The sequence below is a fragment of the sulfur-oxidizing endosymbiont of Gigantopelta aegis genome (assembly GCF_016097415.1).
Taxonomy (GTDB): domain Bacteria; phylum Pseudomonadota; class Gammaproteobacteria; order GRL18; family GRL18; genus GRL18.
Genome location: NZ_JAEHGE010000001.1, coordinates 1,388,415 through 1,411,281 on the forward strand (window position 1 = coordinate 1,388,415; position 22,867 = coordinate 1,411,281).

At 40.8% G+C, this 22,867-nt stretch carries 20 protein-coding genes; 16 read left to right on the top strand and 4 right to left on the bottom strand.

All coding sequences use genetic code 11. The annotated features are described in order from the left end of the window. The first annotated feature begins 337 nt into the window (after positions 1–337). The 4 genes from JEU79_RS07165 (at position 338) to JEU79_RS07180 (ending at position 7,911) form a co-directional block, all read left to right on the top strand. A complete protein-coding gene (locus JEU79_RS07165) occupies positions 338–1,768 on the top strand; it encodes an efflux RND transporter periplasmic adaptor subunit (RefSeq protein WP_198263549.1) in 1,431 nt (476 codons plus the stop codon). Next, positions 1,765–4,908: an efflux RND transporter permease subunit gene (locus JEU79_RS07170; RefSeq protein ID WP_198263550.1), complete on the top strand. Its 3,144-nt coding sequence runs from the start codon at positions 1,765–1,767 to the stop codon at positions 4,906–4,908. Before JEU79_RS07165 ends, JEU79_RS07170 begins: the two co-directional genes overlap by 4 nt. Positions 4,909–4,998: 90 nt before the next feature. Continuing rightward, positions 4,999–5,430 carry a cytochrome c gene (locus tag JEU79_RS07175; protein ID WP_246540081.1) on the top strand — a complete coding sequence of 144 codons (432 nt, stop codon included), beginning with the start codon at positions 4,999–5,001 and terminating at the stop codon, positions 5,428–5,430. A gap of 108 nt (positions 5,431–5,538) precedes the next feature. Further along, positions 5,539–7,911, top strand: a complete 2,373-nt coding sequence (locus JEU79_RS07180) for a c-type heme family protein (RefSeq protein WP_198263551.1) — start codon at positions 5,539–5,541, stop codon at positions 7,909–7,911. A gap of 189 nt (positions 7,912–8,100) precedes the next feature. Here JEU79_RS07180 and JEU79_RS07185 read toward each other — a convergent pair whose 3' ends face one another. Then, complete coding sequence (locus JEU79_RS07185) at positions 8,101–9,279, bottom strand: pyridoxal-phosphate-dependent aminotransferase family protein (RefSeq protein WP_246540083.1); 1,179 nt, start codon at positions 9,277–9,279, stop codon at positions 8,101–8,103. A 165-nt stretch (positions 9,280–9,444) separates the two neighbouring features. Between JEU79_RS07185 and JEU79_RS07190 the strand changes: the two genes are divergently transcribed. From JEU79_RS07190 to JEU79_RS07235, 11 genes are all read left to right on the top strand, one after another. Next, positions 9,445–10,938 (top strand): FAD-linked oxidase C-terminal domain-containing protein, encoded by a 1,494-nt coding sequence (locus JEU79_RS07190; RefSeq protein WP_198263552.1) that lies wholly within the window; start codon positions 9,445–9,447, stop codon positions 10,936–10,938. Positions 10,939–10,972: 34 nt separating this feature from the next. Then, positions 10,973–12,148, top strand: coding sequence for a glycolate oxidase subunit GlcE (glcE, locus tag JEU79_RS07195; protein WP_198263553.1), 1,176 nt, complete (start codon positions 10,973–10,975; stop codon positions 12,146–12,148). Between the two features lie 40 nt (positions 12,149–12,188). Beyond that, positions 12,189–13,442: a glycolate oxidase subunit GlcF gene (gene glcF / locus JEU79_RS07200; protein WP_198263554.1), complete on the top strand. Its 1,254-nt coding sequence runs from the start codon at positions 12,189–12,191 to the stop codon at positions 13,440–13,442. Between the two features lie 21 nt (positions 13,443–13,463). After that, a complete protein-coding gene (locus JEU79_RS07205) occupies positions 13,464–13,811 on the top strand; it encodes a hypothetical protein (protein WP_214660518.1) in 348 nt (115 codons plus the stop codon). A gap of 142 nt (positions 13,812–13,953) precedes the next feature. Further along, positions 13,954–14,301: a hypothetical protein gene (locus JEU79_RS07210; RefSeq protein ID WP_214660519.1), complete on the top strand. Its 348-nt coding sequence runs from the start codon at positions 13,954–13,956 to the stop codon at positions 14,299–14,301. A gap of 214 nt (positions 14,302–14,515) precedes the next feature. Next, positions 14,516–14,836 (top strand): transposase, encoded by a 321-nt coding sequence (locus JEU79_RS26225; RefSeq protein WP_198263033.1) that lies wholly within the window; start codon positions 14,516–14,518, stop codon positions 14,834–14,836. Continuing rightward, entirely contained in the window at positions 14,814–15,674 is an 861-nt protein-coding gene (locus tag JEU79_RS07215; protein WP_246540085.1) for an IS3 family transposase, read from the top strand. The genes JEU79_RS26225 and JEU79_RS07215 overlap by 23 nt, the downstream gene beginning before the upstream one ends. A 379-nt stretch (positions 15,675–16,053) precedes the next feature. Next, positions 16,054–16,893 carry a metal ABC transporter solute-binding protein, Zn/Mn family gene (locus JEU79_RS07220; protein WP_198263557.1) on the top strand — a complete coding sequence of 280 codons (840 nt, stop codon included), beginning with the start codon at positions 16,054–16,056 and terminating at the stop codon, positions 16,891–16,893. 236 nt (positions 16,894–17,129) lie between these two features. Continuing rightward, the gene (locus JEU79_RS07225; protein WP_198263558.1) at positions 17,130–17,852 is read left to right on the top strand and encodes a class I SAM-dependent methyltransferase; all 723 of its coding nucleotides are present in this window, start codon (positions 17,130–17,132) and stop codon (positions 17,850–17,852) included. A 101-nt stretch (positions 17,853–17,953) separates the two neighbouring features. Further along, positions 17,954–18,331: a HesB/IscA family protein gene (locus tag JEU79_RS07230; RefSeq protein WP_198263559.1), complete on the top strand. Its 378-nt coding sequence runs from the start codon at positions 17,954–17,956 to the stop codon at positions 18,329–18,331. Positions 18,332–18,333: 2 nt separating this feature from the next. After that, positions 18,334–19,647, top strand: a complete 1,314-nt coding sequence (locus JEU79_RS07235) for an ATP-grasp domain-containing protein (protein ID WP_198263560.1) — start codon at positions 18,334–18,336, stop codon at positions 19,645–19,647. Positions 19,648–19,662: 15 nt separating this feature from the next. On the opposite strand, the gene JEU79_RS07240 is transcribed toward JEU79_RS07235, so the two are convergent. From JEU79_RS07240 to JEU79_RS07250, 3 genes are all read right to left on the bottom strand, one after another. Then, positions 19,663–19,962: an oxidative damage protection protein gene (locus JEU79_RS07240; protein WP_198263561.1), complete on the bottom strand. Its 300-nt coding sequence runs from the start codon at positions 19,960–19,962 to the stop codon at positions 19,663–19,665. Next, positions 19,962–21,050, bottom strand: a complete 1,089-nt coding sequence (gene amrS, locus JEU79_RS07245; RefSeq protein WP_198263562.1) for an AmmeMemoRadiSam system radical SAM enzyme — start codon at positions 21,048–21,050, stop codon at positions 19,962–19,964. The genes JEU79_RS07240 and amrS overlap by 1 nt, the downstream gene beginning before the upstream one ends. A 173-nt stretch (positions 21,051–21,223) precedes the next feature. After that, positions 21,224–22,066: a formyltransferase family protein gene (locus JEU79_RS07250; protein WP_198263563.1), complete on the bottom strand. Its 843-nt coding sequence runs from the start codon at positions 22,064–22,066 to the stop codon at positions 21,224–21,226. Positions 22,067–22,295: 229 nt separating this feature from the next. Here JEU79_RS07250 and JEU79_RS07255 point away from each other — a divergent pair, with 229 nt between their 5' ends. Further along, positions 22,296–22,832: an invasion associated locus B family protein gene (locus JEU79_RS07255; RefSeq protein ID WP_198263564.1), complete on the top strand. Its 537-nt coding sequence runs from the start codon at positions 22,296–22,298 to the stop codon at positions 22,830–22,832. The last annotated feature ends 35 nt before the right edge of the window (positions 22,833–22,867 follow it).

Below are 22,867 nucleotides of genomic sequence, written 5' to 3' on the forward strand. Positions count from 1 at the left end.
TGTTTTTCTGTCATAATCCTAAACAAATTACTATCTGAAACAATTTGTAACAATTTATTGAGTGTAGAGAAATGATTGTGCAATTGGGATGGTTTATTATAGGTTTGGACTGCGCTAATATTAGTGATGACTATGATATATAACCCTAAAAAAATCAGTTGAACCTACTGCGACCGCCTTATGCACTGAATCTTAAGGATTTTACAGAACATTTTGACTTCACCCGTAGGGTGACTACGAATAAAGCCAAAATAACCTGTAAAACCCTTAATCTTCAGCACCTAAGTCGCTCTCGCTACGATTCAACTGATTATTTTAGGATAACAGAACTGAGAAAATGACAAAAATACTACAAAAAGCCTTTATTTTACCGTTGATTGTTTTTCTTGCCCTTGCTGTGGTGGTTTATAAGGTAAAAACCCAAGCACCTATTGCGCATGAACGATTAAGTTTTCCCATAAAATCGGTTGATGTGATTACGCTTAAAAAACTACCTTTTCGTAATAGAGCCATTGCCTATGGCCATGTTGAACCGGCTATTGTGTTAAATGCTAAAACAGAAGTGAGCGGTAAGATCAGTTATATCCATCCTTTTCTAAAAAAAGGGGCGAGTTTACCTAAAAATACGATTGTATTGAAAATAGAGCCAACGGCTTTTGAGTTTTCATTGGATCAGAGCAAAGCGGGGCTGAGTAGTAGTCAGCATTCTTTGACACAATTGGAAGTTGAAGAAAAAAGCACCCGCCGTTTGCTGGAAATTGCTCAGGAAAACCTACGTATTGGCAAACAGGAATTGGCCCGCTTACAAAGTATTTTAAAGCGTGGCCTAGTGGCACGCTCCAGTATTGATGAAGAGCAGCAGAAAGTGTTGCAATTGAGTCAGCAGGTAGCAGATTTACAGGGAAGATTAGACAGTTATGCCAGTCGAAAGTCATCGACAGAGGCACAAATCAAGCAATCAAAGACACAATTGGCACAAAGCGAGGACACCTTAGGGCGTACCGAGATACGGCTGCCCTTTGATGCGCGTATCGGTACGGTAGCGGTGGAAAAAGGGGAATATATTAGTACGGGCAATGTGTTATTTGAGGCCTTGGGAACGGAGTCCGTGGAAATTAATGCCCAATTGCCGGTGAGTCAATTCTATCCACTGATAAAAGGTTTTGAAGACCACCCCCTTAATTTAAAGCAAGTGAGTAATTTACAAGCTGAATTTTTAAAAATAAAATTACAGACCATTGTGCGTCTGGTGGGCTATGAAGACTTTGATGCGGTATGGAAAGGACAATTGTTGCGCATAGGTGAGGCAATTGATCCGCAACGGGATACTATCAGTTTAGTCGTTGCAGTCAACAAACCTTATGACAATGTAATTCCCGGCGTTCGTCCACCATTATTAAAAGGCATGTATGCGGAAGTGGAATTTTTTACTCCGGTGAGAGACTTATTAGTGATCCCCCGTAAAGCCCTTCATCAAGGGCGCATTTATGTGGCGAATGAGGATAACAAATTAGAAATTAGAGCAGTGAATGTGTTACAAAAACGGGGGGATTTATTAATTATTGAATCGCTGCCTGAGCAAGCTGTGCAAGTAGGTGAGCGCATTATTATTAGTGATGTCGTGCCGGTGATTGAAGGCTTGCCACTCAAGCCTATTCATGTCACGGAATTTGAGCAACAATTGGCAAAGAATGCCCTGAGTGAAGAATTGCTCCAGGTGAAATTTTCAGATAAGCCAGTAGAGATGGGTGAAGGTGTTCAGCCATGATCCGTTATTTTGCCGCTCATCCTACGCTGAGCAATATCTTAATGATGGCTATTATTGTGCTGGGACTGTATTCACTCAAAGATTTGAACAAAGAATCCTTTCCCTTATTAAAGCCCAGTATGGTCCAGGTGAGTATTCTTTATCCCGGTGCTAGTCCCAGTGATGTGGAAGAAGGCATTTGTAATACTCTGGAAGATGCCACGGATGGCATTAGTTTCTTAAAAGAGCAGGAATGTGACGCCAGAGACAATAAAGGTGTCTTTACCCTGGAAATGTTCGAGACGGGAAACATTCGTGAGTTTACCGATGATATTAAAACGGCCATTGACGGCATTCAAAATTTTCCTGATGATATTGAAGAGCCAATCATTAAACAATTGGGTAGGACGAATCCGGTCGCCAATGTGGCTATTACCTCAAAAAAATTGACTCTGTCAGAGTTAAAAGCATTGGCTGAATATTATCGTAATCGATTGATTGCGATACCGGAGATTCCTATCGTCAGCCTGGATGGCTTCTCTATGCATCAATTACAGGTATTGGTGCGTCCAGAAACAGAAAAGAAATATAATTTAAGTGTGCAGGATATTGCTCATTTTATCTCGCAACAGTCAGTTGAGTTACCCTTGGGGCTGTTGGAAGCGAGAGATACTGCCTATCAAATTCAATTTGATAATGCGCGTAAGTCGGTGGATGAATTAGCTGATTTGGTGATTCTCAATACCAGTGAAGGGGGTGAAATCAAGCTAGGTGATGTTGCCCGTATCGTGGACACCTTTGAAAAACCCGAGGATGCCATAGCGCTAAATGGTAAGACCGCAGCCTTATTAAAAATCAGTAAAAATACCATTGATGATACATTGAGCGTCGCGGATGCCCTAAGCGATTTTGTTGCTCAGGAAAATAAATTATTACCACCTGGCACTCGACTGACCATCGTCAATGATAGCTCTACAGCCGTTCGTGATCGTTTGCAATTACTAGTGCGTAATGGTTGGCAGGGCTTGCTTTTGGCCACCCTCATTTTGTTATTATTCTTTTCCTGGCGCTATACTTTCTGGATTGCCTTGGGTCTGCCGGTGTCTTTTTTGGGTGGACTGGCTATTATGGCCGTATTTGGCATGAGCATTAATATGATCTCCATGATTGCCTTATTAATGGCTATTGGTATTTTAATGGATGATGCCATTGTGTTGTCAGAAAATATTGATAGGGAATTTCGTCAGGGAAAATCACCCTTAGATGCTGCTGTTGATGGTACTAAAAAAGTGTTTCGAGGCGTTGTCTCGTCATTTTTAACCTCCGCTTTTTTGTTTGGCAGCTTATTAATGATGACGGGTGATCTAGGACAAATTCTTGGCGTGTTACCGGTGGTTTTATTGTCGGTACTGACCATCAGTCTAATCGAAGCCTTTTTAGTATTGCCACACCATTTAAAGCACTCATTAGAACATTCATTAGAGCACTCATTAAAAAAAGGTAAAAAAACCGGTTTAGCACGATGGCGCAACAATTTTGAAGCGAGGTTTGAGACGTTACGTAAAAAAGTGGGCGATCTTGCTCAGTTGTCGATGCAGTATCGCTATCTAACTGTGGCCATTGCGTTCTTGATGATGATTTCTGCGGTGGGATTAGTTGCCACCGGCACGGTTAAATTTAAGGCATTTCCCGATATGGAAGGTAATAATCTGGAAGCAAGAGTGCTTCTGCCTCAGGGTACACCATTAGTAGAAACACAACGAGTGGTTGATCAATTGCTTCGTGCCTTGGATAAAAGTGCTGATGTTCTGAATCAGCATGAATCTGAGAACTTAATAAAAAATATTCAGGTGTCCTATGGTCAGCATAGTGATGCCTCTGAAAATGGTACTCACTTGGCGAGTCTGAGTATTGATATTTTAACGACTGAAAAGCGTCATACCAAGATGGCTGAATTAATTCACTTATGGGAAAAAAATACCGGTGATTTACCCAGTGTGATCAATATTCAATATAAGGAACCCAAGGTGGGACCGGCAGGGCGTGCTATTCATGTTCGTCTGAGTGGTCAGGGCTTGAATGATTTATCTAAGGCTTCCTGGGAAGTGCAAAACTGGCTACGAGGCTATCAAGGGGTTAATAATCTACTGGATGATCTCAGACCGGGCAAGCCTCAATACAATATTCGTCTTAGACCGGGGGCATTGAATGCTGATATCGATTCCTTCGGCCTGGCCTCACAATTACGTGCCGCGTATTTAGAGGTTAAAATTAATGAAATTTATTCTGGTCGTGAAGCCTATGAAATCATTGCTAAACTGGATAGTCAGCCTGATCAGGCTTTGCGTGACTTTGATAATACGATAATTTTTTCTAAGACCGGTGAGGAGTTACCCCTAAGCAGTGTCGCTACCATCACCGAAGTACGCGAGTTTTCACGCATAGGTCATATTAACCATCAACGCACGGTCAATATTTATGGTGATGTGGATGCCGATATTGCCAATACTTCAGAAGTTATTGCTGGTTTACAGAAAAACTTTCTAAATACGTTGCAACAACGCTATCCGGATATCTCGTTTAGCTTTAAAGGTGAAGTAGAGAAGGGCACTGAAACGAAACTATCCATTGTTTCCGGCTTTGGTATTGGGGCATTTGCTGTGTTTTTGTTATTGAGCTTATTGTTTCGTAATTACCGTGAACCTTTAATTGTGATGATTAATATTCCCTTGGCTTTAATCGGAGCAATATGGGGACACTTATTAATGGGTTTGGATTTTACACTACCGAGTATGATCGGCTTTGTCTCTCTGGCCGGTATCGTGGTCAATGATTCTATTTTGTTGGTTGAGTTTGTCAAAATGCGTATCAATGAGGGTAATGAATTCCATGCTGCTGTCAAGCAAGCAGTAACGGATCGTTTCAGAGCTATCTTTATTACTTCGGTGACAACCATTGCCGGGATGACCCCCTTATTGTTTGAAAGCAGTTCTCAAGCATTAATACTCATACCCTTAGTGACCAGTATTGTCTTTGGTATGATAACTTCGACGGTATTGATTATGTTGGTCTTGCCTGCCTTATATGGCATTATGGATGACATTGGTTTTATAACGTTTTCAACATCCGAAAAAGAGGATCAGTTTGCAGTATCAAGTTAAAGCGCTTTAATTTGATACGCTTGTGGTTTTTTATAATATGTTGAGCAATTACATTTAAATAAATAATTTTATTGTGAGGAATAATAAATAATGAATAATCTTAAAGTGACGGTTTTTGCTGGTCTGAGTGTGTTACTCGTGAGTAGTCATTCTGTGGCGAGTGAACCCTTAGCCTTACAAAAAATCATGGCTGATATTGGCAGTAATATGGAGCGTATAGTCCATGGCATTGCGCGTGAAGATTGGATGCTTGTTGAACAGGCGGCTGATAAAGTTGCTAACCATCCCACACCGCCTATGACGGATAAAGTGCGTATTTTAAGTTATGTGGGCACTGATATGGCTACGTTTAAAAGTCTGGATTCAAAAACACATGATTCTGCTATTGTTTTAGGTCAGGAAGCGGCAAAAAAGGACGGTGCTAAAGTGATTGCACAGTTTGCAGACTTGCAAAATACCTGTCTGGCTTGCCATCAACGTTTTCGTCAAGCATTTAAAGCGCATTTTTATGGTGAAAAATAGTCACGATTTAGTATAAATTATGCATTCGTTTGATTGAAAAAATAGTATAAGCTTCCTATTCTTTAAATTGCCAACTCAAAAGTTGCTATTAAGAATACAAGGAACAAAATGACCTCAATCTCTGCTAGTGGAATAAGCCGTGTCTTGTTTGGACAGCCCCTGCTTATCAGTATCTTCGTCTGGACTTTATTGGTGGGGCTTTCACTGGTCTGGAATAGAATTCAACTTGAAAATCAAGCGGAATACTTGGCGACCGAAGAAGCGCGTGCCAACTGGAATAAAGACCAGGCTTTTCGTCGTTGGGCTACTCGTCATGGCGGCCTCTATGTTAAGCCCGATGAACGCACACCACCCAACCCCTACCTAGCACATTTACCCAAGCGTGATGTAGTGACAACTGATGGTACTAAACTGACGCTGATGAATCCTGCCTATATGATGCGTCAAATGACGGAAGAGTTTGAAGAAATGTATGGTGTCAAAGGCAGTATTACCGGTCAGATTCTTTTAAACCCAATTAACAAAGCCGATCCCTGGGAATTACAGGCGCTAAAACGCTTCGATTTGGGTGAACAAGAGATTGTTGATGTCAGTCATATGGAGGGGAAACCTTATTTACGTCTGATGCGGCCAATGTTAATGAAACAGGGCTGTGTTAAGTGTCATGGTCACTTGGGATTCAAAGCGGGTGATATCCGTGGCGGGGTGAGCGTATCGATTCCTCTTACGCCTTATTTATTAGCCGCTGCCAAAACCAGTCGTGCAGTCAATATCACTCATGCCGGCATTTGGTTGCTTGGATTAATGGTCATCCTCTTCGTTATCCAACGTAGTAAACGTTTTGAACAACAACGTGCTCAACATGAGCAAGATATAAAGGATATAGCGCAAGGTGTTTCCAGTGCCTCGGATGAATTATTTTTTGCACATCTGGTTGAGCATGTCGCTCGTATGCTTAAGGCTGATTATGTTTTTATTGGTTTGCTGAATAAGAATAAGCCGGATATTGTGAATACCAAAGCCTTGTGTGCTTATGGGAAAACTGTTGAAAACATTGAGTACACCTTAAAAAATAGTCCCTGCGCAGAAGTCATCGGTAAAAAAGCATGTGTTTATTCTGAGAAAGTACAACAATTGTTTCCTAAAGATAAACTATTAGGGGATATGAATGTTGAAGCTTATATTGGCAGAACCCTTGTTAATAGTCAGGGTGAATCTTTAGGTTTGCTGGTTGTTCTTAATCGAGAACCACTAAAGCACACAGATAAAACAATGGAGTTGCTGGAAATCTTTGCAACACGTGCCGCCGGTGAAATTGAAAGATTAAACTCGGAACAAGCCTTGCGCCGCTCACAAAAAATGGATGCTATTGGGCAGTTGTCCGGAGGTATTGCTCACGACTTTAATAATCAGCTAGGTATAATTATTGGTTATTTGGACTTTCTCAAGGAGCATGTAGAAGGAGAGGAAAAACCCAGTAAATGGGTCAAAACTGCCAACAATGCTGCGCTGCGTTGTACTGATTTGACTCGTCAGTTATTGTCTTTTGCTCGCACTCAAAGTGAAGATAAAACGGTTGTCAATCTCAATGCTTTATTGACTGAGTTACAAACGATGTTTACCCGTTCAATCATGCCTTCAATTGAAGTTGAGTATTCTTTAACGGATAAGCCCTGGTTAACAGAAATTGATGCTGGAGAATTTCAGGATGTTGTCCTTAATCTGATCATTAATGCACGTGATGCGATGCCAAATGGGGGGAAATTAGTTATAGCGACGAGTAATGAATGCCTTGATAATGATTTTGTTGCTATGAATGAAGGTGCTCAGGCTGGCGATTATGTACAGTTTGTGCTCAGTGATACGGGCTGTGGAATGAGCAAAGCAGTGCAAGAGCGAATATTTGAGCCTTTTTATACGACTAAAGCAAAAGGAAAAGGTACTGGCTTAGGAATGGCGATGGTCTATGGTTTTGCCAAGCGTTTTGGTGGCTTTATTTTAGTGTATTCTGAGGTGGATGTCGGTACTACTTTTCGCTTGTATTTACCCCGCTCTATGGCTGATACAGTAGATGAGACAGTGACAATGACAGATGAGTCACCACCCTCTGGCAATGAAACTATCTTAATTGTTGATGATGAAATTGCTTTATTACACCTGGCAGAAGAGTTTCTATCTGACTTGGGTTATAAAACTTATGTCGCGGAAGGTGCCAGTCAGGCTGTTGAGATGTTAGAGCAGAAAACGGATATTGATTGCCTGTTCAGTGATGTTATTATGCCGGGTGGCATTAACGGCTATGAGCTAGCTCAAAAGGCAATTAAATTGAACCCAAAGCTGAAAATATTATTGACTTCTGGGTTTGCAGCGAAAGCAATTGACTCCAATGAAGAATTTAGTTTTTCTACGCAATTATTAAGCAAACCCTATCGGAAAATTGAGTTGGCAAAACGTATACGTCAGGTGTTGGATGAAGAGTGATGGAGAAAAGGGGATAGAATAAATTATAAAAACCGTAGGGTGGGCATGGCTTTATCTGCCCACGCTGCCTCAAGCGATTATTATGCTCACTTTCAGGGTGGGCACAAAAAGCGTGCCCACCCCGGTTTCTTGTAAAGACAAGTTATTGAATCGGGTAAGGGAATTATACCCTCACACAGTTACTATTTATTAAGCGTTAAATGCCTTTTGAGCAGCAGGAATTGTTACACCGACATTAATATTAGCACCCATATCCGATAGCACCGCTTCCAGAGCACTTAGGCAAAGTAAGATGTTTTCTGCACGGCTACTATGACCCATTAGGCCAACACGCCAAACCTTACCCGCTAATGCACCTAAGCCAGCACCAATTTCAAGATTATATTCATTCAATAAGCGGCTGCGTACAGCAGCCTCATCAACACCTTCAGGAATGGTAACGGCATTCAGTTGTGGTAGACGGTCAGCTTCAGCAACAACAAATTCCAGCCCCATGGCTTCAAAACCAGCACGTAGTGCTAGATGATTATGGGCATGACGTGCCCAGGAATTTTCCAATCCTTCACGCTCTAACATGACCAGTGATTCGTGTAAACCATAAAGTGCATTTACTGGAGCCGTATGGTGATAAGCACGTTTAGCATTAGCACCCCAATAACCCATAACCAAAGTCAGGTCTAAAAACCAGCTAGTGACTTTGGTTTTTCTATTTTTTATCATTTCTATGGCTTTGTCATTGAAGCTGACAGGGGATAAACCGGGTACACAGGATAAACATTTTTGAGTACCGGAATAAATCGCATCAATACCCCATTCGTCAACTTTAAGCTCAGAGCCACCTAAAGAAGTCACTGCATCAACAATGGTTAAGCAATCATGTTTGTGCGCTAGCGCACAAAGGGCTTTCGCATCAGAGCAAACACCGGTTGAGGTCTCTGCGTGGACAAAAGCAACAATTTTTGCATCTGGATTATCTTTCAGTGCTTGTTCGACTTTAGCAATATCAACCGCCTTGCCCCATTCGTCTTCAACCATGATGGCTGTTGCGCCCAGACGTTCAACATTTTCTTTCATGCGACCGCCAAAAACACCATTTTGACAAACGATGACCTTATCTCCGGCTTCAACCATATTAACGAAACAACATTCCATACCGGCAGAGCCAGGCGCAGAAACAGGAATGGTTAATTCATTTTTGGTTTGAAAAGCATATTGCAGCATACTTTTCACTTCGTCCATCATACGCACAAATTCAGGATCAAGATGACCGATCGTTGGTCTGGCAAGAGCAGACAAAATTCTGGGGTGAACGTCTGAAGGGCCTGGCCCCATAAGTGTTCTAATGGCAGGATTAAAGCTGTCAGTCATAGTAAATTCCTTGAAAAAAGTGCTGTTATTATAGTACTTGATTAAATTGGTGGGTTATTATGAGTATTTCTTGATCAAAAAACAATAGCCAGTTATATTAAATCAAATTTAAAGCCATTTGAAGTAATTTATCAGTTGGTGCCGCTCAATGCTAAAGGTAATTTGATGACATTAAAAATTGATGACTGGGGTATAAAAAACCAAATCAGCAAGCCCGAGCTAGTGCGTCTATTCTCTACCATCGTGTCAGCCAATGCATTATTGGTTGATGAGGAAGATTTAAAACCCTATGAGTGTGATGGACTTTCTGCCTATCGTCAATTGCCTATTCTCGTTATTTTAGCCGAGACGATAGAGCAGATACAACAAATCATTGCTATTTGTGCTCAATATCAAGTTGCCGTGGTGACGCGAGGGGCTGGCACTAGTCTATCTGGCGGTGCTTTACCGCTGGAAAATGGTATTATTCTCAGTTTGGCAAAATTGAATAAAATTATCTCAATTGACAAAGGTAACCTTACTGCGCGAGTACAGCCAGGGGTTAGAAATTTGGCGATTTCAGATGCAGTGACGGCGGATGGACTTTATTATGCCCCCGACCCATCCTCTCAAATAGCCTGTTCTATCGGTGGCAATGTCGCAGAAAATGCCGGTGGGGTGCATTGCCTCAAATATGGTTTAACCGTACACAATGTCTTGCAAGTCAAAGTGGTGATGATGGACGGTGAATTGCTGGAAATTGGTAGTGAAGCCTTAGATAGCCCCGGTTATGACTTGTTAGCCCTCATGCATGGCTCAGAAGGCATGCTGGGTGTCGTTGTTGAGGTACTGGTGAAATTATTGGTGAAACCCAAAGTGGTTAAAGTATTAATGGCGTCCTTTGATCAAGTGACAACTGCCGGCGATACAGTGAGTGAAATTATTTCCAATGGTATCATCCCAGCAGGCTTAGAATTGATGGACAAGTCTGCAATCAGCGCTGCGGAAGATTTTATTCATGCCGGTTATCCTGTGGATGCTGCGGCTATTCTACTTTGTGAAGTAGATGGCTCGCTGGCAGAAGTGGATGCACAAATTGAACAATTACAGAAAGTTTTACAGGACGGGGGCGCGAGTGATGTACAAATCGCCGTTGATGAAGCGCAACGAAAAATTTTCTGGGCTGGTCGCAAAGCTGCTTTTCCTGCTGTAGGGCGTTTATCGCCTGATTATTATTGTATGGATGGTACTATTCCACGCTACCAATTAGGCAAGATATTACAACGTATTCATGACTTGTCAGAAGAGTATGGCTTGGCCGTGGTGAATGTATTTCATGCGGGTGATGGCAATTTACACCCATTGATCTTATATGATGCGAACATTCCCGGTGAATTGGATAAAACCGAAGAAATGGGCGGTGAAATTCTTTCTGCCTGTGTGTCTTTAGGTGGTACTATCACAGGTGAGCATGGTGTGGGTGTGGAGAAATTGGATCAAATGTGTATCCAGTTTAATCCGGCAGAATTAACCCAATTTTTAGCCATTAAAACAGCCTTTGATCCGCAAAATTTACTTAATCCGGGTAAGGGTATCCCTTTATTGCATCGCTGTGCTGAATTTGGTGCCTTACATGTGCATCATGGTCAATTACCTCATCCGGAACTAGAACGGTTTTAATTTTATGGCATCTCAAACATATTCTTCCCCAATAATGAAGTTATCAAAAGCACAAATCAATGAGCATGATGATAGTGAGGCCTTGTTGGCTCAGGTTCTAGCGGCTTATGAAAAGCAACAAGTATTATCCATTCAGGGCAATGGCTCAAAAGCATTTTTAACGCATCCTGTGAAGGGTGAGAGTCTATCGACTTCAGCCCATCAGGGCATTATTAACTATTTTCCCAGTGAACTGACGATTACGGTGCGTAGTGGTACTTTATTATCTGATTTACAGACCGTATTAGCCGAAAATGGACAGATGTTACCGTTTGAACCGCCAGCTTATGCCGACAATGCCACCATTGGTGGCACGATTGCAACGGGTTTGTCGGGGCCAGCCAGAGCCTTTGCCGGTTCGGCACGTGATTATGTGCTGGGTTGTAAAATAATTAATGGTCGGGGCGAATTACTGAAATTTGGTGGTGAGGTAATGAAAAATGTGGCCGGTTATGATTTGTCGCGCCTCATTAGCGGCTCTTTTGGTGGTTTGGGTGTCATTCTTGAGGTGTCCTTAAAACTGTTGCCTAAAGTAGAAGTGCAAACCCTGAGTTTTTCGATGTCACAAAGCCAATTTCCGGCACAAGTTCAAGCCTTATTATTGGCTGGCTTTCCTATTACAGCGGCTTGTTATGTTGCAGAAGAGCAAACTGAAAATCAAGAAGAACAAGGCCAGGCCTATATTCGTTTAAGTGGTTCTAGTAAAGGTGTTGCTTATTCCAGTCAGGAGATGCAGCAGGTTTTAGAAGCAGAATATGTAGTAGAAATGGCAGATGCATCGTTTTGGCTATCCTTAAATGAACAGCAATTACCCTTTTTTAAACAAGATAAGCCTTTGTGGCGTATTTCTTTGCCTCGTATTACTCTGCCAAATATTAGGGATGATTTTTCCAGTCAATTATTGGCCGGTGATCGACAGTTAATTGATTGGGCTGGGGCATTACGTTGGCTTTATAGTGATCAGGACGCTGATACTATTAGGCGTTTTGCCAGCCAGCAGGGTGGTCATGCACAACTTTATCGTGTCAATAATATGTCGGATGAGTTAAGTCACACGCTTGCTCGACAACAGCCATTAACTGCAGCGATGCTTAAAGTGCATCAGCAAATCAAGCGAGCAATGGATCCGGCTGGCATTTTAAATCCGGGCTGTATTTATCCCGACTTATAAGTCTTTTTGGTGAGTTTCACCCTATGAATAAAATTTTAGTATGCAAACAAATATAAGCGAAACATACCAACAAACCCCTTTGGGGCAGCAAGCAAATGATATTTTGCGTAGCTGTGTACATTGCGGTTTCTGTAATGCCACTTGCCCGACTTATCAATTGCTGGGTGATGAATTAGATGGTCCACGAGGACGAATTTATCTGATTAAGCAGATCCTTGAGGGCAATCCGGCCACTGAAAAAACCAAGCAGCATCTGGATCGTTGCCTCAATTGTTTAAACTGTGAAACAACTTGTCCTTCAGGTGTTCAGTATCATCATTTATTAGAAATAGGTCAGTCTCTTGCGACCAAGACGGTGACATTAGCCTGGCACAAAAGGTTGTTACGGCAAGCTATTTTAACGATCATGCCTTATCCAAAACGCTTTCAATTGTTTGTGAATATTGGCTTGTTTTTTAAATTTTTATTACCTGCAAGTCTGGCCAAGTTATTACCTAAAGATCACCAGCAAACGATTTTTTTTAGTGCTGAATTGAAGCAAAAATCGAAGCAACAGTCGAAACAAAGAGCGCAACGAAAAATTTTACTTTTACAAGGCTGTGTTCACAATGCTATCAGCCCGGATATACACCAAAAAACTGCACAGGTGTTGGATAAATTAGGCATTGAAGTACTGAATGAAGTTGATCCCGGTTGTTGTGGTGCATTGAGTCACCATATTCAGGCTGAATCTAAAACCGTTCAGTCTATCAAACATAACATTGATGCCTGGTCACAGGCCATCGAACAAGGCGTTGAGGCAATCATCAGTAATGCCAGTGGCTGTGGTGTTATGGTTAAAGATTATCCGCGTCTGGTGGAAAAATTGTTAGGCAAAGACTCTTCATATTATCTGCGGGCAGTAAAAATAGCGGCAATGACTCAAGATGTGAGTGAGGTGCTGGCGAATGAAGATTTGAGTGTTTTACAATTAGGCACAGAGTATAAAAATATCGCCTATCATCCTCCTTGCAGTCTGCAACATGGCCAGCATTTGCCGGAAATTGTGGAACAAATTTTAGCTTCAATGGGCGCGACACTATTACCCGTGCAGGATAAGCATTTATGCTGTGGTTCAGCCGGTAGTTATTCTTTGTTTAATCCTGAAATATCAGAGCAATTGAAAGAAAATAAGTTGGAGAATTTACAAAAACAGGGTGCAGATGTGATTGCAACCGCAAATATTGGTTGTCTGCACCACCTGCAAACTGATGCCAAAATTCCTGTGAAACATTGGCTGCAATTGATTCAATAGCGAATACAAGGGAACAGTAATATGGTGAAATATGTAGGTTTTACAATGCTGTTTTTTGCCTTGCTGGGTACTAAGCCGATATTTGCTGAAGCGGGTTGGACCAGTGAAACACAGGTATTAGAAATCATTGCGACGACTGCCGGTAAATTTATTATTCATGCACAACCTAAAAAAAATCCGACGGATTGCAGAGATAAAAATCATTTCTTTTTAGACTATGGCTTATCAGGCTCTCAGCAAGTCTACAAACTGCTTTTAGATGCTGCATTGTCAAAATCAACAGTAAAACTATATGTAACCGGTCGTTGTGAATTATTTGATATGTCGGAATTATCAAAAGCATCGCTTATTATTGACCATGAAAAGTGACAATAATATAGTCATTCAAACGCTTTGTTTGTAGGATTTATCCTTCATTGTATCTGCGCTCTAAGTGATACAATCACCCACTAATAAAAAAAAGGAATAAATTATTGTGAAAATGAAATATATTATTGCTGTACTTCTCATTATGGGTCTAAATAGTAATTCTTTTGCTAGCCCCACCTATATGGCGGGTGTGAGTTTTACCTTTGGTGGTGATTTTGGCTTGACGCTTAAGGCTTTAACGGATGATAAAAAGAGCCGTGCTGTGGGTAGCATCGGTGCAACTTATTATCCTTTTGCTGCTAAAACGTTTGGTTTTGACCTAGGTGCAGGCTACACTTATAGTGATGCCGCTGCTATTGTCAGTTGGGATTTTATCCAAAATTCAGTACAGTTTAGTGCCGGTTATGCTGATATTGATGATAAGAAAAAACGCTATTATGCACCACCACCTGTAACAGCACCACCAGCAAATAATAACAACCTGAATTAATTTATTTGTTTGTAATTTGGTATTGTTTGAAAAATGATGCAATAAAACTGTAGGGTGGGCACGCTTTTTGTGCCCACGCTGAAAGTGTGAATACAAGGTGTTGAGTCAGCGTGAGCAGATAAAGCCATGCCCACCTACTATATTTTATTAATGTGGCTATACTTAACCGGACACACAACTTAAAATAACTAAAAGATAAAAAGTGTGACCTAAAATGAATGATCAAACAAAAAAACCGAATAAAAGCTATACATCAGAATTTAAAGAATCAGCTGTCAAATTAGCTAATGAGACGGATCAACCCGTTTCTCAGACTGCCAGGGAGCTAGGTGTTAATGTAAATACTCTACATACCTGGATCAGTAAATATTCCAAACCGGTGAAGACGGTAGCCAATAGAAGTGATGAACACATTTATGATGAAGTAAAACGTCTGAAAAAAGAATTGGCAAAAGTGATTCAGGAGCGTGATTTATTAAAAAGGCCACAGCGTACTTTGCAAGGGAAACTTTGTGAAGTACGCATGGATAACTGATCAGGCTAAAGATTACCCGGTAATTCTGTGCCGTTTTATGGATGTTTCCCGTAGTTGCTATTATGATTGGGTTAGCTCTCCTAAAACGGATAGAGAGAAAGAAAATGAAGCGCTTACTGAGCAGCTAAAAAACTGTTTGAAGACAGTCGCAAGACTTATGGAACCCGTCGTCTTAAAAAGAAAACTGGCTGAAAAAGGCGTTCATATAAGCCGCCGGAGAATTGGTCGATTAATGAAAAAAGCCGGTTTGTTTTGTAAAACGAAGAGACGCTTTAAAGCGACGACTAATTCCAAGCATAATAAGCGTATATCTCCAAATTTACTGGAAAGAGAGTTTACTGTCTCTCAACCTGATCGCTACTATGTGGGTGATATTACCTATATTGCCACCAAGGAAGGCTGGTTATATTTAGCGGTTGTCATTGACTTATTCTCTAGGCAAATTGTTGGCTGGTCGATGGATGAGCGAATGAAAGCCAAGCTAGTCAATGATGCTTTACTGATGGCCATATGGAAGCGTAAACCAATGGATGGATTGCTTTGGCATACTGACCGAGGTAGCCAATATGCCTCTGATAGTCATAGAAAAATATTGTCGGATCATAACATAATTCAGTCTATGAGCCGCAAAGGAAATTGCTGGGACAATGCTGTATCAGAGAGCTTCTTTCATAGTTTGAAAACTGAATTGACGCACCATTGTCGATTCAAAACCAGAGTAGAAGCAAAGCAGGCAATATTTGAATATATTGAGGTATTTTATAATCGGGAGCGACTTCATTCGGCTAATGATTATTTGTCACCAGTCGATTATGAAATACAGCAGGAAATAGCTTAAATCGATTGATTGAAGAGGGGTAAAGGCGACATAAATGCCGCCCATTACCGTTGACGGCCATCGGCTCCTCAGCCTGTGCCGTGAAGATATTGTAACAGGATCATTACCGTTGTGAAAATACCTTGGGTGAATGGAACGGCTCTATCGTTCCAGAGGGCAAAAGCCCTTTCTCTTCATCTGTTTAAAGTTAACATGAGAAACTAAAATGATAGGAAATACAAAATGACAAAAATCACTTGAAACAGCCAAAAAAATATTTAGAAAACTGTCCGGAAAAGTGTTGACACATCATTATTGATAAAAGGGATGATAAATGACAAGGTGTTCAATATAATAATTTGCTAGCATGATTTCTATTAAATTATATAGGAGTTTTGCTGTGTTTATACAAAAAAGAGAAACATCTTTGTTTTTATTTGCATTGCTTGTTTTTTTTATCAGTTTCCCCCCGGTAGTTTTCTCTCAATCCCCTCCACCTGCTAAAATCATTGTCAGTGTTGAGCCGCTTTATGAAATTGTCGCAACGCTCTCCCATGGCATTAATAAGCCTGAAGTAATCTATAGCAATTTTAATGAACGGCAAACCCCGCTTTCTAATCGGCAAAAATCATTACTTGCTCATGCCGATATTATTATCCGTGTGGGAAAGGGCCTTGAACCCTATTTAGATGAGTATATAAAGCAACAGGGTAGAGTGCTGGAAAATAAAACCATTACCTTATCACAGTATATTCCACTGCTAGATAAAGAGGCTGTTTCGTCAGATGTACTTGCTGTTAATCGTCAGGAAAAAAGTGATCTACGTTTCTGGATGGATCCGCGCCTAGTCAAAATGCTGGCTATTTACATTGCACCCAAATTGGCTGTTATGGATCCCGATCACCAAGAACAATATCTGGACAATGAAATTGTTTTAAAAGCACAATTGAAAAAAATTGAAAAAAAGATGCTACAGCTTTTTAATCAATTATCGATGGAACAAAAATCATTATTTGCTCAATTTAATCCGTATTTAAAAAATCGTTATATGCATTTTTCTGAAATACAGCGATTACCTTCTCATAAGAAAAACAGTATTGAATCGTGTATTAATAATCACTCCTTTAAAGTCATTCCACTCAATTTGGACTATACTGAGAAATCATTATATGCCTTGTTACAGACTTTAGAATTATGCAGTCAGTCTAAGGTGGCAGTTAAACCTAAAAAAATCAGTTGAACCTATAGCGACCGCCTTATGCACTGAATCTTAAGGATTTTCCAGAACATTTTGACTTCACCCGTAGGGTGACTACGAATAAAGCCAAAATAACCTGTAAAACCCTTAATCTTCAGCACCTAAGTCGCTCTCGCTACGATTCAACTGATTATTTTAGGTTAAAGATTTGTAAGTAACTAAAACCTTGTAAGTGACTAAAACCTTGTAAGTAATAAGTGAGCGAGTAAAGAAGAAAGATGATTTTAAAACCTGAAACAATTGAAAAAACGTGTCTTGAACAGGCTATTTTTGAACAATATTTATCCCTAGATAATCAATCTATTTTGGAATTAGGCTGTGGTGATGCCCGTTTAACTCGTTTAATTGCATTGACAGGTGAAAATCGTTCTGTCACGGCAGCAGAAGTTGATACGATTCAGCATGAGAAAAATTTCCAGATTAATGATTTGCCGAATGTGAAATTCATTATGTCCGGCAGTGAAAAAATACCTGTGGACGATAATAGTTTCGATGTTGTCTTTATGTTTAAGTCATTGCATCATGTGCCATTGGATAAAATGGATCAAGCTTTTGCAGAAGTGTCCAGAGTGCTCAAACCGAGTGGCTTGGTCTATATTTCTGAGCCTATTTTTGAGGGTGAATTTAATGAAGTACTTAGGCTGTTTCACGATGAGGAAAGGGTTCGACAAGTGGCTTTTAATCATATTGTAAAAGCCGTTGATGAAAAACAGTTTTCCCTAGTTGAAGAATTATTTTTTAATACCCCGATTGTTTTTGAATCTTTTGAGTTTTATGCAGAAAAGGTGATTGCTGTTACTCATAGCCAGCATCGTTTGTCGGCAGAACTGTATGAGCAGGTAGAACGCAAATTTGGTCAGTTCTTTGCTGTAAATGGTGGTGAATTTAAAATTCCTATTCGAGTTGATATTTTGCAAAATAATAAGGGCAAAGTGGTATAACTTAAGTTTTCATAATTATTTTGACTCATATATGTAAGCAAGTGGTTTTATGCTAGAATTAAATGATATACCATTGATGCCTAGTAAAGCGGAGAAAACTCATGTCACAAGTGGAATTTAAAACTCAATTAAGCAATGAAATTAGTCTTTCAGATGAAGCTGTGCGTCAGATGTTGAATATCGTGGAGAGTGAGCCGGAGATTTCAGGTGTGCGTATTTTTCTCTCTGGTGGTGGCTGTGGAGGCATGACTTATGGCATGACCATGGTTGAGAAACCCACTAAATTTGATTGTACCTGGGCAAAAAATGGCCTCAATGTTTATATTGATGCTGTGGCTTTGAGTTTCCTTGAAGGTGTAGAAGTTGATTTTCGTTCTGAAGGTTTGAATCAAAGTTTTGTTTTTACCAATGTCTTTGCCAATGCCGGTGGTGAGGGCACTTGTGGCTCTTGTGGTGCTGCCGGAGGTGGTTGCGGTTAGTTATGGCTATTGATGTTTATGCCAATAATTGCTTATTGATCATTGCACAGGCACATAGTTATCGAATTGCACCTTATTTAAAAGCAGCCTATCAAAGAGGCTTAAAGCCAATTTTGGCCAGCAATGGTGAATATTCGCTTATTCAGGAAGTCTCTGATGGGCTGTGTATTGATTTTAATCAGCCCGAGGAAGCCCTCGAACAAATCCTACAGTTAACTCAAAATGATGTGATTGTTGGCGTTGTCGGATGTGATGATAGTACCGTTGAACTCGCTGCTGAAGTCGCTCAGTCTTTGGGCTTGCCTCATAACCCACCGTTAGCCGCCAAACTGTCCAGAAGAAAAGATCTGGCTCGGGCTCATTTACTGCAAGCAGGTTGTTCTGTTCCGAAACATTTACTCATCAATATCGCTGAATTTCTTCAGCAGCCTCTCTCTAGTAAATATAATATTTCATTCCCCTGTGTTATTAAACCGATTAATTTATCTGCCAGTCGTGGTGTGATTCGGGCGAATAATAACGAAGAATTAATTGTTGCCTGCCAGCGTATTCAAGGTATTCTTGCGGACTTGGATGTTAATGCAGAACTGAACTCTACGGACGTTGCTTTTGAGCAAGCACATGCGCTGATAGAGGATTATATTGACGGTGTTGAAGTGGCTTTTGAAGGTTATCTGCAAAATGGACAACTCTATTGCATCGCCTTATTTGACAAGCCTGATCCCCTTGAAGGCCCTTTTTTTGAAGAGACTATTTACGTCACCCCTTCAAACTTAAGCGATACATTGCAGGCTATGATTCTAAAGCGTCTTGCCCAGGCTTGTGATGCCTATGGGTTAAGAGTGGGACCTATTCATGCAGAGCTAAGAGTGGATGGTAAGGATGCCTGGATTTTGGAAATTGCCAGTCGAACTATGGGTGGAGACTGTGCGAGAATGCTCGATAGTAATAGCTTGGATGGTGATAATGAATTTACTCTAGAAGCATTAAGCATTACCTTGCTTGTAGGGCAGAAAGTTCAGGTATCAAAGCCACAAGGAAGCCGAGGAGTAATGATGATTCCTATTCCTAAAGAAGGTATTCTGAGAAAAATAAGTGGACTTGATTCGGCTCGAAAAGTTAATTTTGTGGAAAAAGTTGATATCATCATTGCCAAAGGTCATAAATTGATCCCTCTACCAGAAGGTGATCAGTATCTTGGCTATATCTTTGCCCGTGCTGATACACCTGCTGAGGTCACAAAAGCAATCCGCGATGCCCATGCAAAAATCCAATTTGCGATTTCACCCTTATGGGAAATCGCCCCAGCGTGCTAAATTAAACATTAAGTATTATTTCTTCCCACCGCCACCTTGTTGAAATCCTGCGGGTAATTGTCCAAAATCGCCTTCACCAAAGAAAAAGCCCAGCATGTGTTTTTCGATAATAATAATATTTGATGCATTGGCGGTACTAAGACCATTTTCATTGATAATGGCTTTGGCTCGTTCTAACCATTGCTGCCAGCCTTCTTTAGACACATTGAGATAAATACGCTGTCCCAGCTCTCCAGGATGAGGTGGTTTATCCAAGCCTTCAGCTTCGGTTTTTAAGACCACGCATTGCACCATTCTTATTTCGTTATCAGCCATTATATTGCCTCATTTGGGTTGGTTTTTTGTTCATATTTTTTCACTAAAATGCCTTCATCACCACAGCAACTGGCCTGACATTTTTTGACTTCTCGAATCGCTTCATCGGACGTATTCAGATAATGTTCGATGGATAAATTTTCCTTGGCACAATCACAGCCTTTGTCATTGTGTACATAAATATTGTTTAAGCCTGCACGCTGTGCTTCTGCTTGTGCTTGAAACAAACTTGCCTCAGGAGTGGCCGGTAAGTGGCTTAATTGATAGGCAGGGAAAAATCGGGTAATGTGCCAAGGACTATCAGCGCCTAAGTTATCTCTCACCCAACAGGCAATTTGATAATATTCTTCGGGATTATCATTTTTTCCGGGGATGATATTGGTGCGAGTTTCAACATGAATGCCCAATTCCTGAGCTTTTTTTATGGAGTGTAAGACCTGTTCAACTTTAGCCGGGCGGCAGAGTTCCTGATAAAAGGAGTCTTGCATACTTTTGATGTCAGAGCAGAGTACATCAATATGTGGCGCCACCATTTCTAAGGCTTCATCGGTGATATAGCTATTGGAAACATAGACGGTATATAGGCCTTTTTCATGGGCTAAGGTGCAGACGTCCATAATGTATTCAAGCCACACAGCCGGTTCTGAATAAGTAAATGCGATGCCCTGAACTTGAGAGCGCAAGGCGGTTTCGACTAAGGCTTCGGGAGACACCCAAGCTTCGGTTGATTCACCCTTTGCCAAGGCATCTAAAGCGCTCACACCCCAGGAAATTTCCAGATTATGACAGCCGTTACAGCGAAAACTACAGCCATAGCTACCGACTGACATAACCTGTGTACCTGGGCGGTAATGTCTTACCGGCTTGTCTTCAATGGCATCAATGTCGATGGAGGAAAGTATGCCATAGGAAAGGTTATATAAAGTACCGTTACGATTAACGTGAGCCTGACAAAAACCCCGTTGACCATGGGCTATTTTACAGCGCCAAAGACAGAGGTTGCAACGTGTCGTACCATTATCCATTTTTTCTTGTAGACGGGTTTCGACTAATTGATACTGTTGCATGGCTGTTTGTTTTGCGCTCATATTGTTTCCTGAGAGTTCTTTATAGTTATATTAGCAGTTTACACCATTTATTTCATCGATATGAGCAATAGATACTTTTAATTTATTAATTTCACCACCCGTAGGATGTGGTGAAGAATGAACCGCATCAAGTGGATTGGAGTAGAATATACCTCACTAGCAACCCTAAGTGATTAGACACTTAATTGAGCCAGTACAAAGCCATTACTACAAGGAATTATTATCTCATCGTCAGCCAGTGTTATAGTCTCTTGAGGAAGCTTCATCTGATAGGAAATAGCACGACTTAAAAAAACTATTTCATTGTTGAGTAGAACGCTATAGGCTTGCTGAAAATGTGTGGATGCACGCATATAGTTAAAAATTCTTTGGCAGCTCCAAGCGCAATCAATGGCAAAGTCACTGGCTATAGGATAACTCATATTTGAAGCTAAGCGTTCATCCTGTTGTTGAGCGTTTTGCAGTGCTTGCTGTGGGTCATCTAATAACTGTTCAATGAGTGGTAATCCCGCCTGAATTAATTGACTGAATATCTGCTGCTGAGATAGTCCATCCTCAAGTGAGACGCTTTTTTGACTAATAATTGCCCCGGCATCTATATGAGAGGTCATGGTATGTAAACTGATACCCAGTGTTGCGGCTTCTTTAAATTGCCAGAAAATGGGCACAGGACCACGAAAAGCGGGGAGTAGGGATGGATGCAAATTCACACAGCCCCATAGAGGGAGTGCAAGGATTTCTTGCGGAACTTTTTTCCCATAGCAGGCCACTAGAATGATATCGATTACTTGAGATTTGAGTTTGCTGAGGACTTTGGCTAGTGGCTGTTCAAGATTAATGCAAGTAATACCATATTGCATGGCAAGGGATTCGACAGAATCATTGATAATGGGAAAACGGCTATCATTACTACAACCATCGCAAGCGACAAAGCTAAGACTGTGCTCTGAGTCGAGTAGGTATTGTAATGCGAGTGTAGAAAAAGAGCCGGATGAACCGATGAAGCCAATATTCATAGTTGATGGTGTTATTTATATTAATTATAGTTTATTTGTCGTCTAGTTAAGGTTTTCTTCATTATACAATAGTATAGTAGTTGTAGTTTTGAGATAGCGATTTTTAATCGATGTGATAGAATCGTTGCTAATTGATTTTGTACCCAAGGGAATACATGAAGTTTTTTTGCTGATATGTTAAGAAATAACAGCTATAAAAGCCCATATTCTACTAAATGAGGAAATTTTAATGTCATTTGTTATAAACGCTCCTATTGTAAGTTCTCCTTCTATAAGCTTACGTGCCGTTTTTATTGTTATTACGCTATTCGCTGTTGGTTTTGCTAGCAATGTGCAAGCGAAACCGGAACACGGAAAAAAGTTTAAGGACTGGACGGTAGTGTGTGAAGATTTACCTACCACCAAAGAGAAGATATGTAATATCTTCCAGAATGTGACCAATGACAAGAAAAAAGTAGTGATGCAGATTGCGGTTGGTTATCCACCAAAGTCATCTGAAGCCCAGGCGATTATTACTTTGCCTCTGGGGGTTTTATTGCCACCAGGTATTGAGTTCAAAGGTGGTTCTGCTGAAGCCGTTCGAGTTCCCTTTGGTATTTGTGTGAAAAATGGCTGCATAGCGATTGCTAAAATGACCGATAAAATCATTAAAGGCATGAAGTCAGGTACTAAGGGTAGTATTAAATTTGCGGCTGCTCAGAAAAAAGTCATTGAAATACCTGTTTCACTGAGTGGATTTACTGCGGCGTTTAATTCATTGAAATAAATGTTTCCAAGGACGGGCAAGCCAAACCCGCTTTA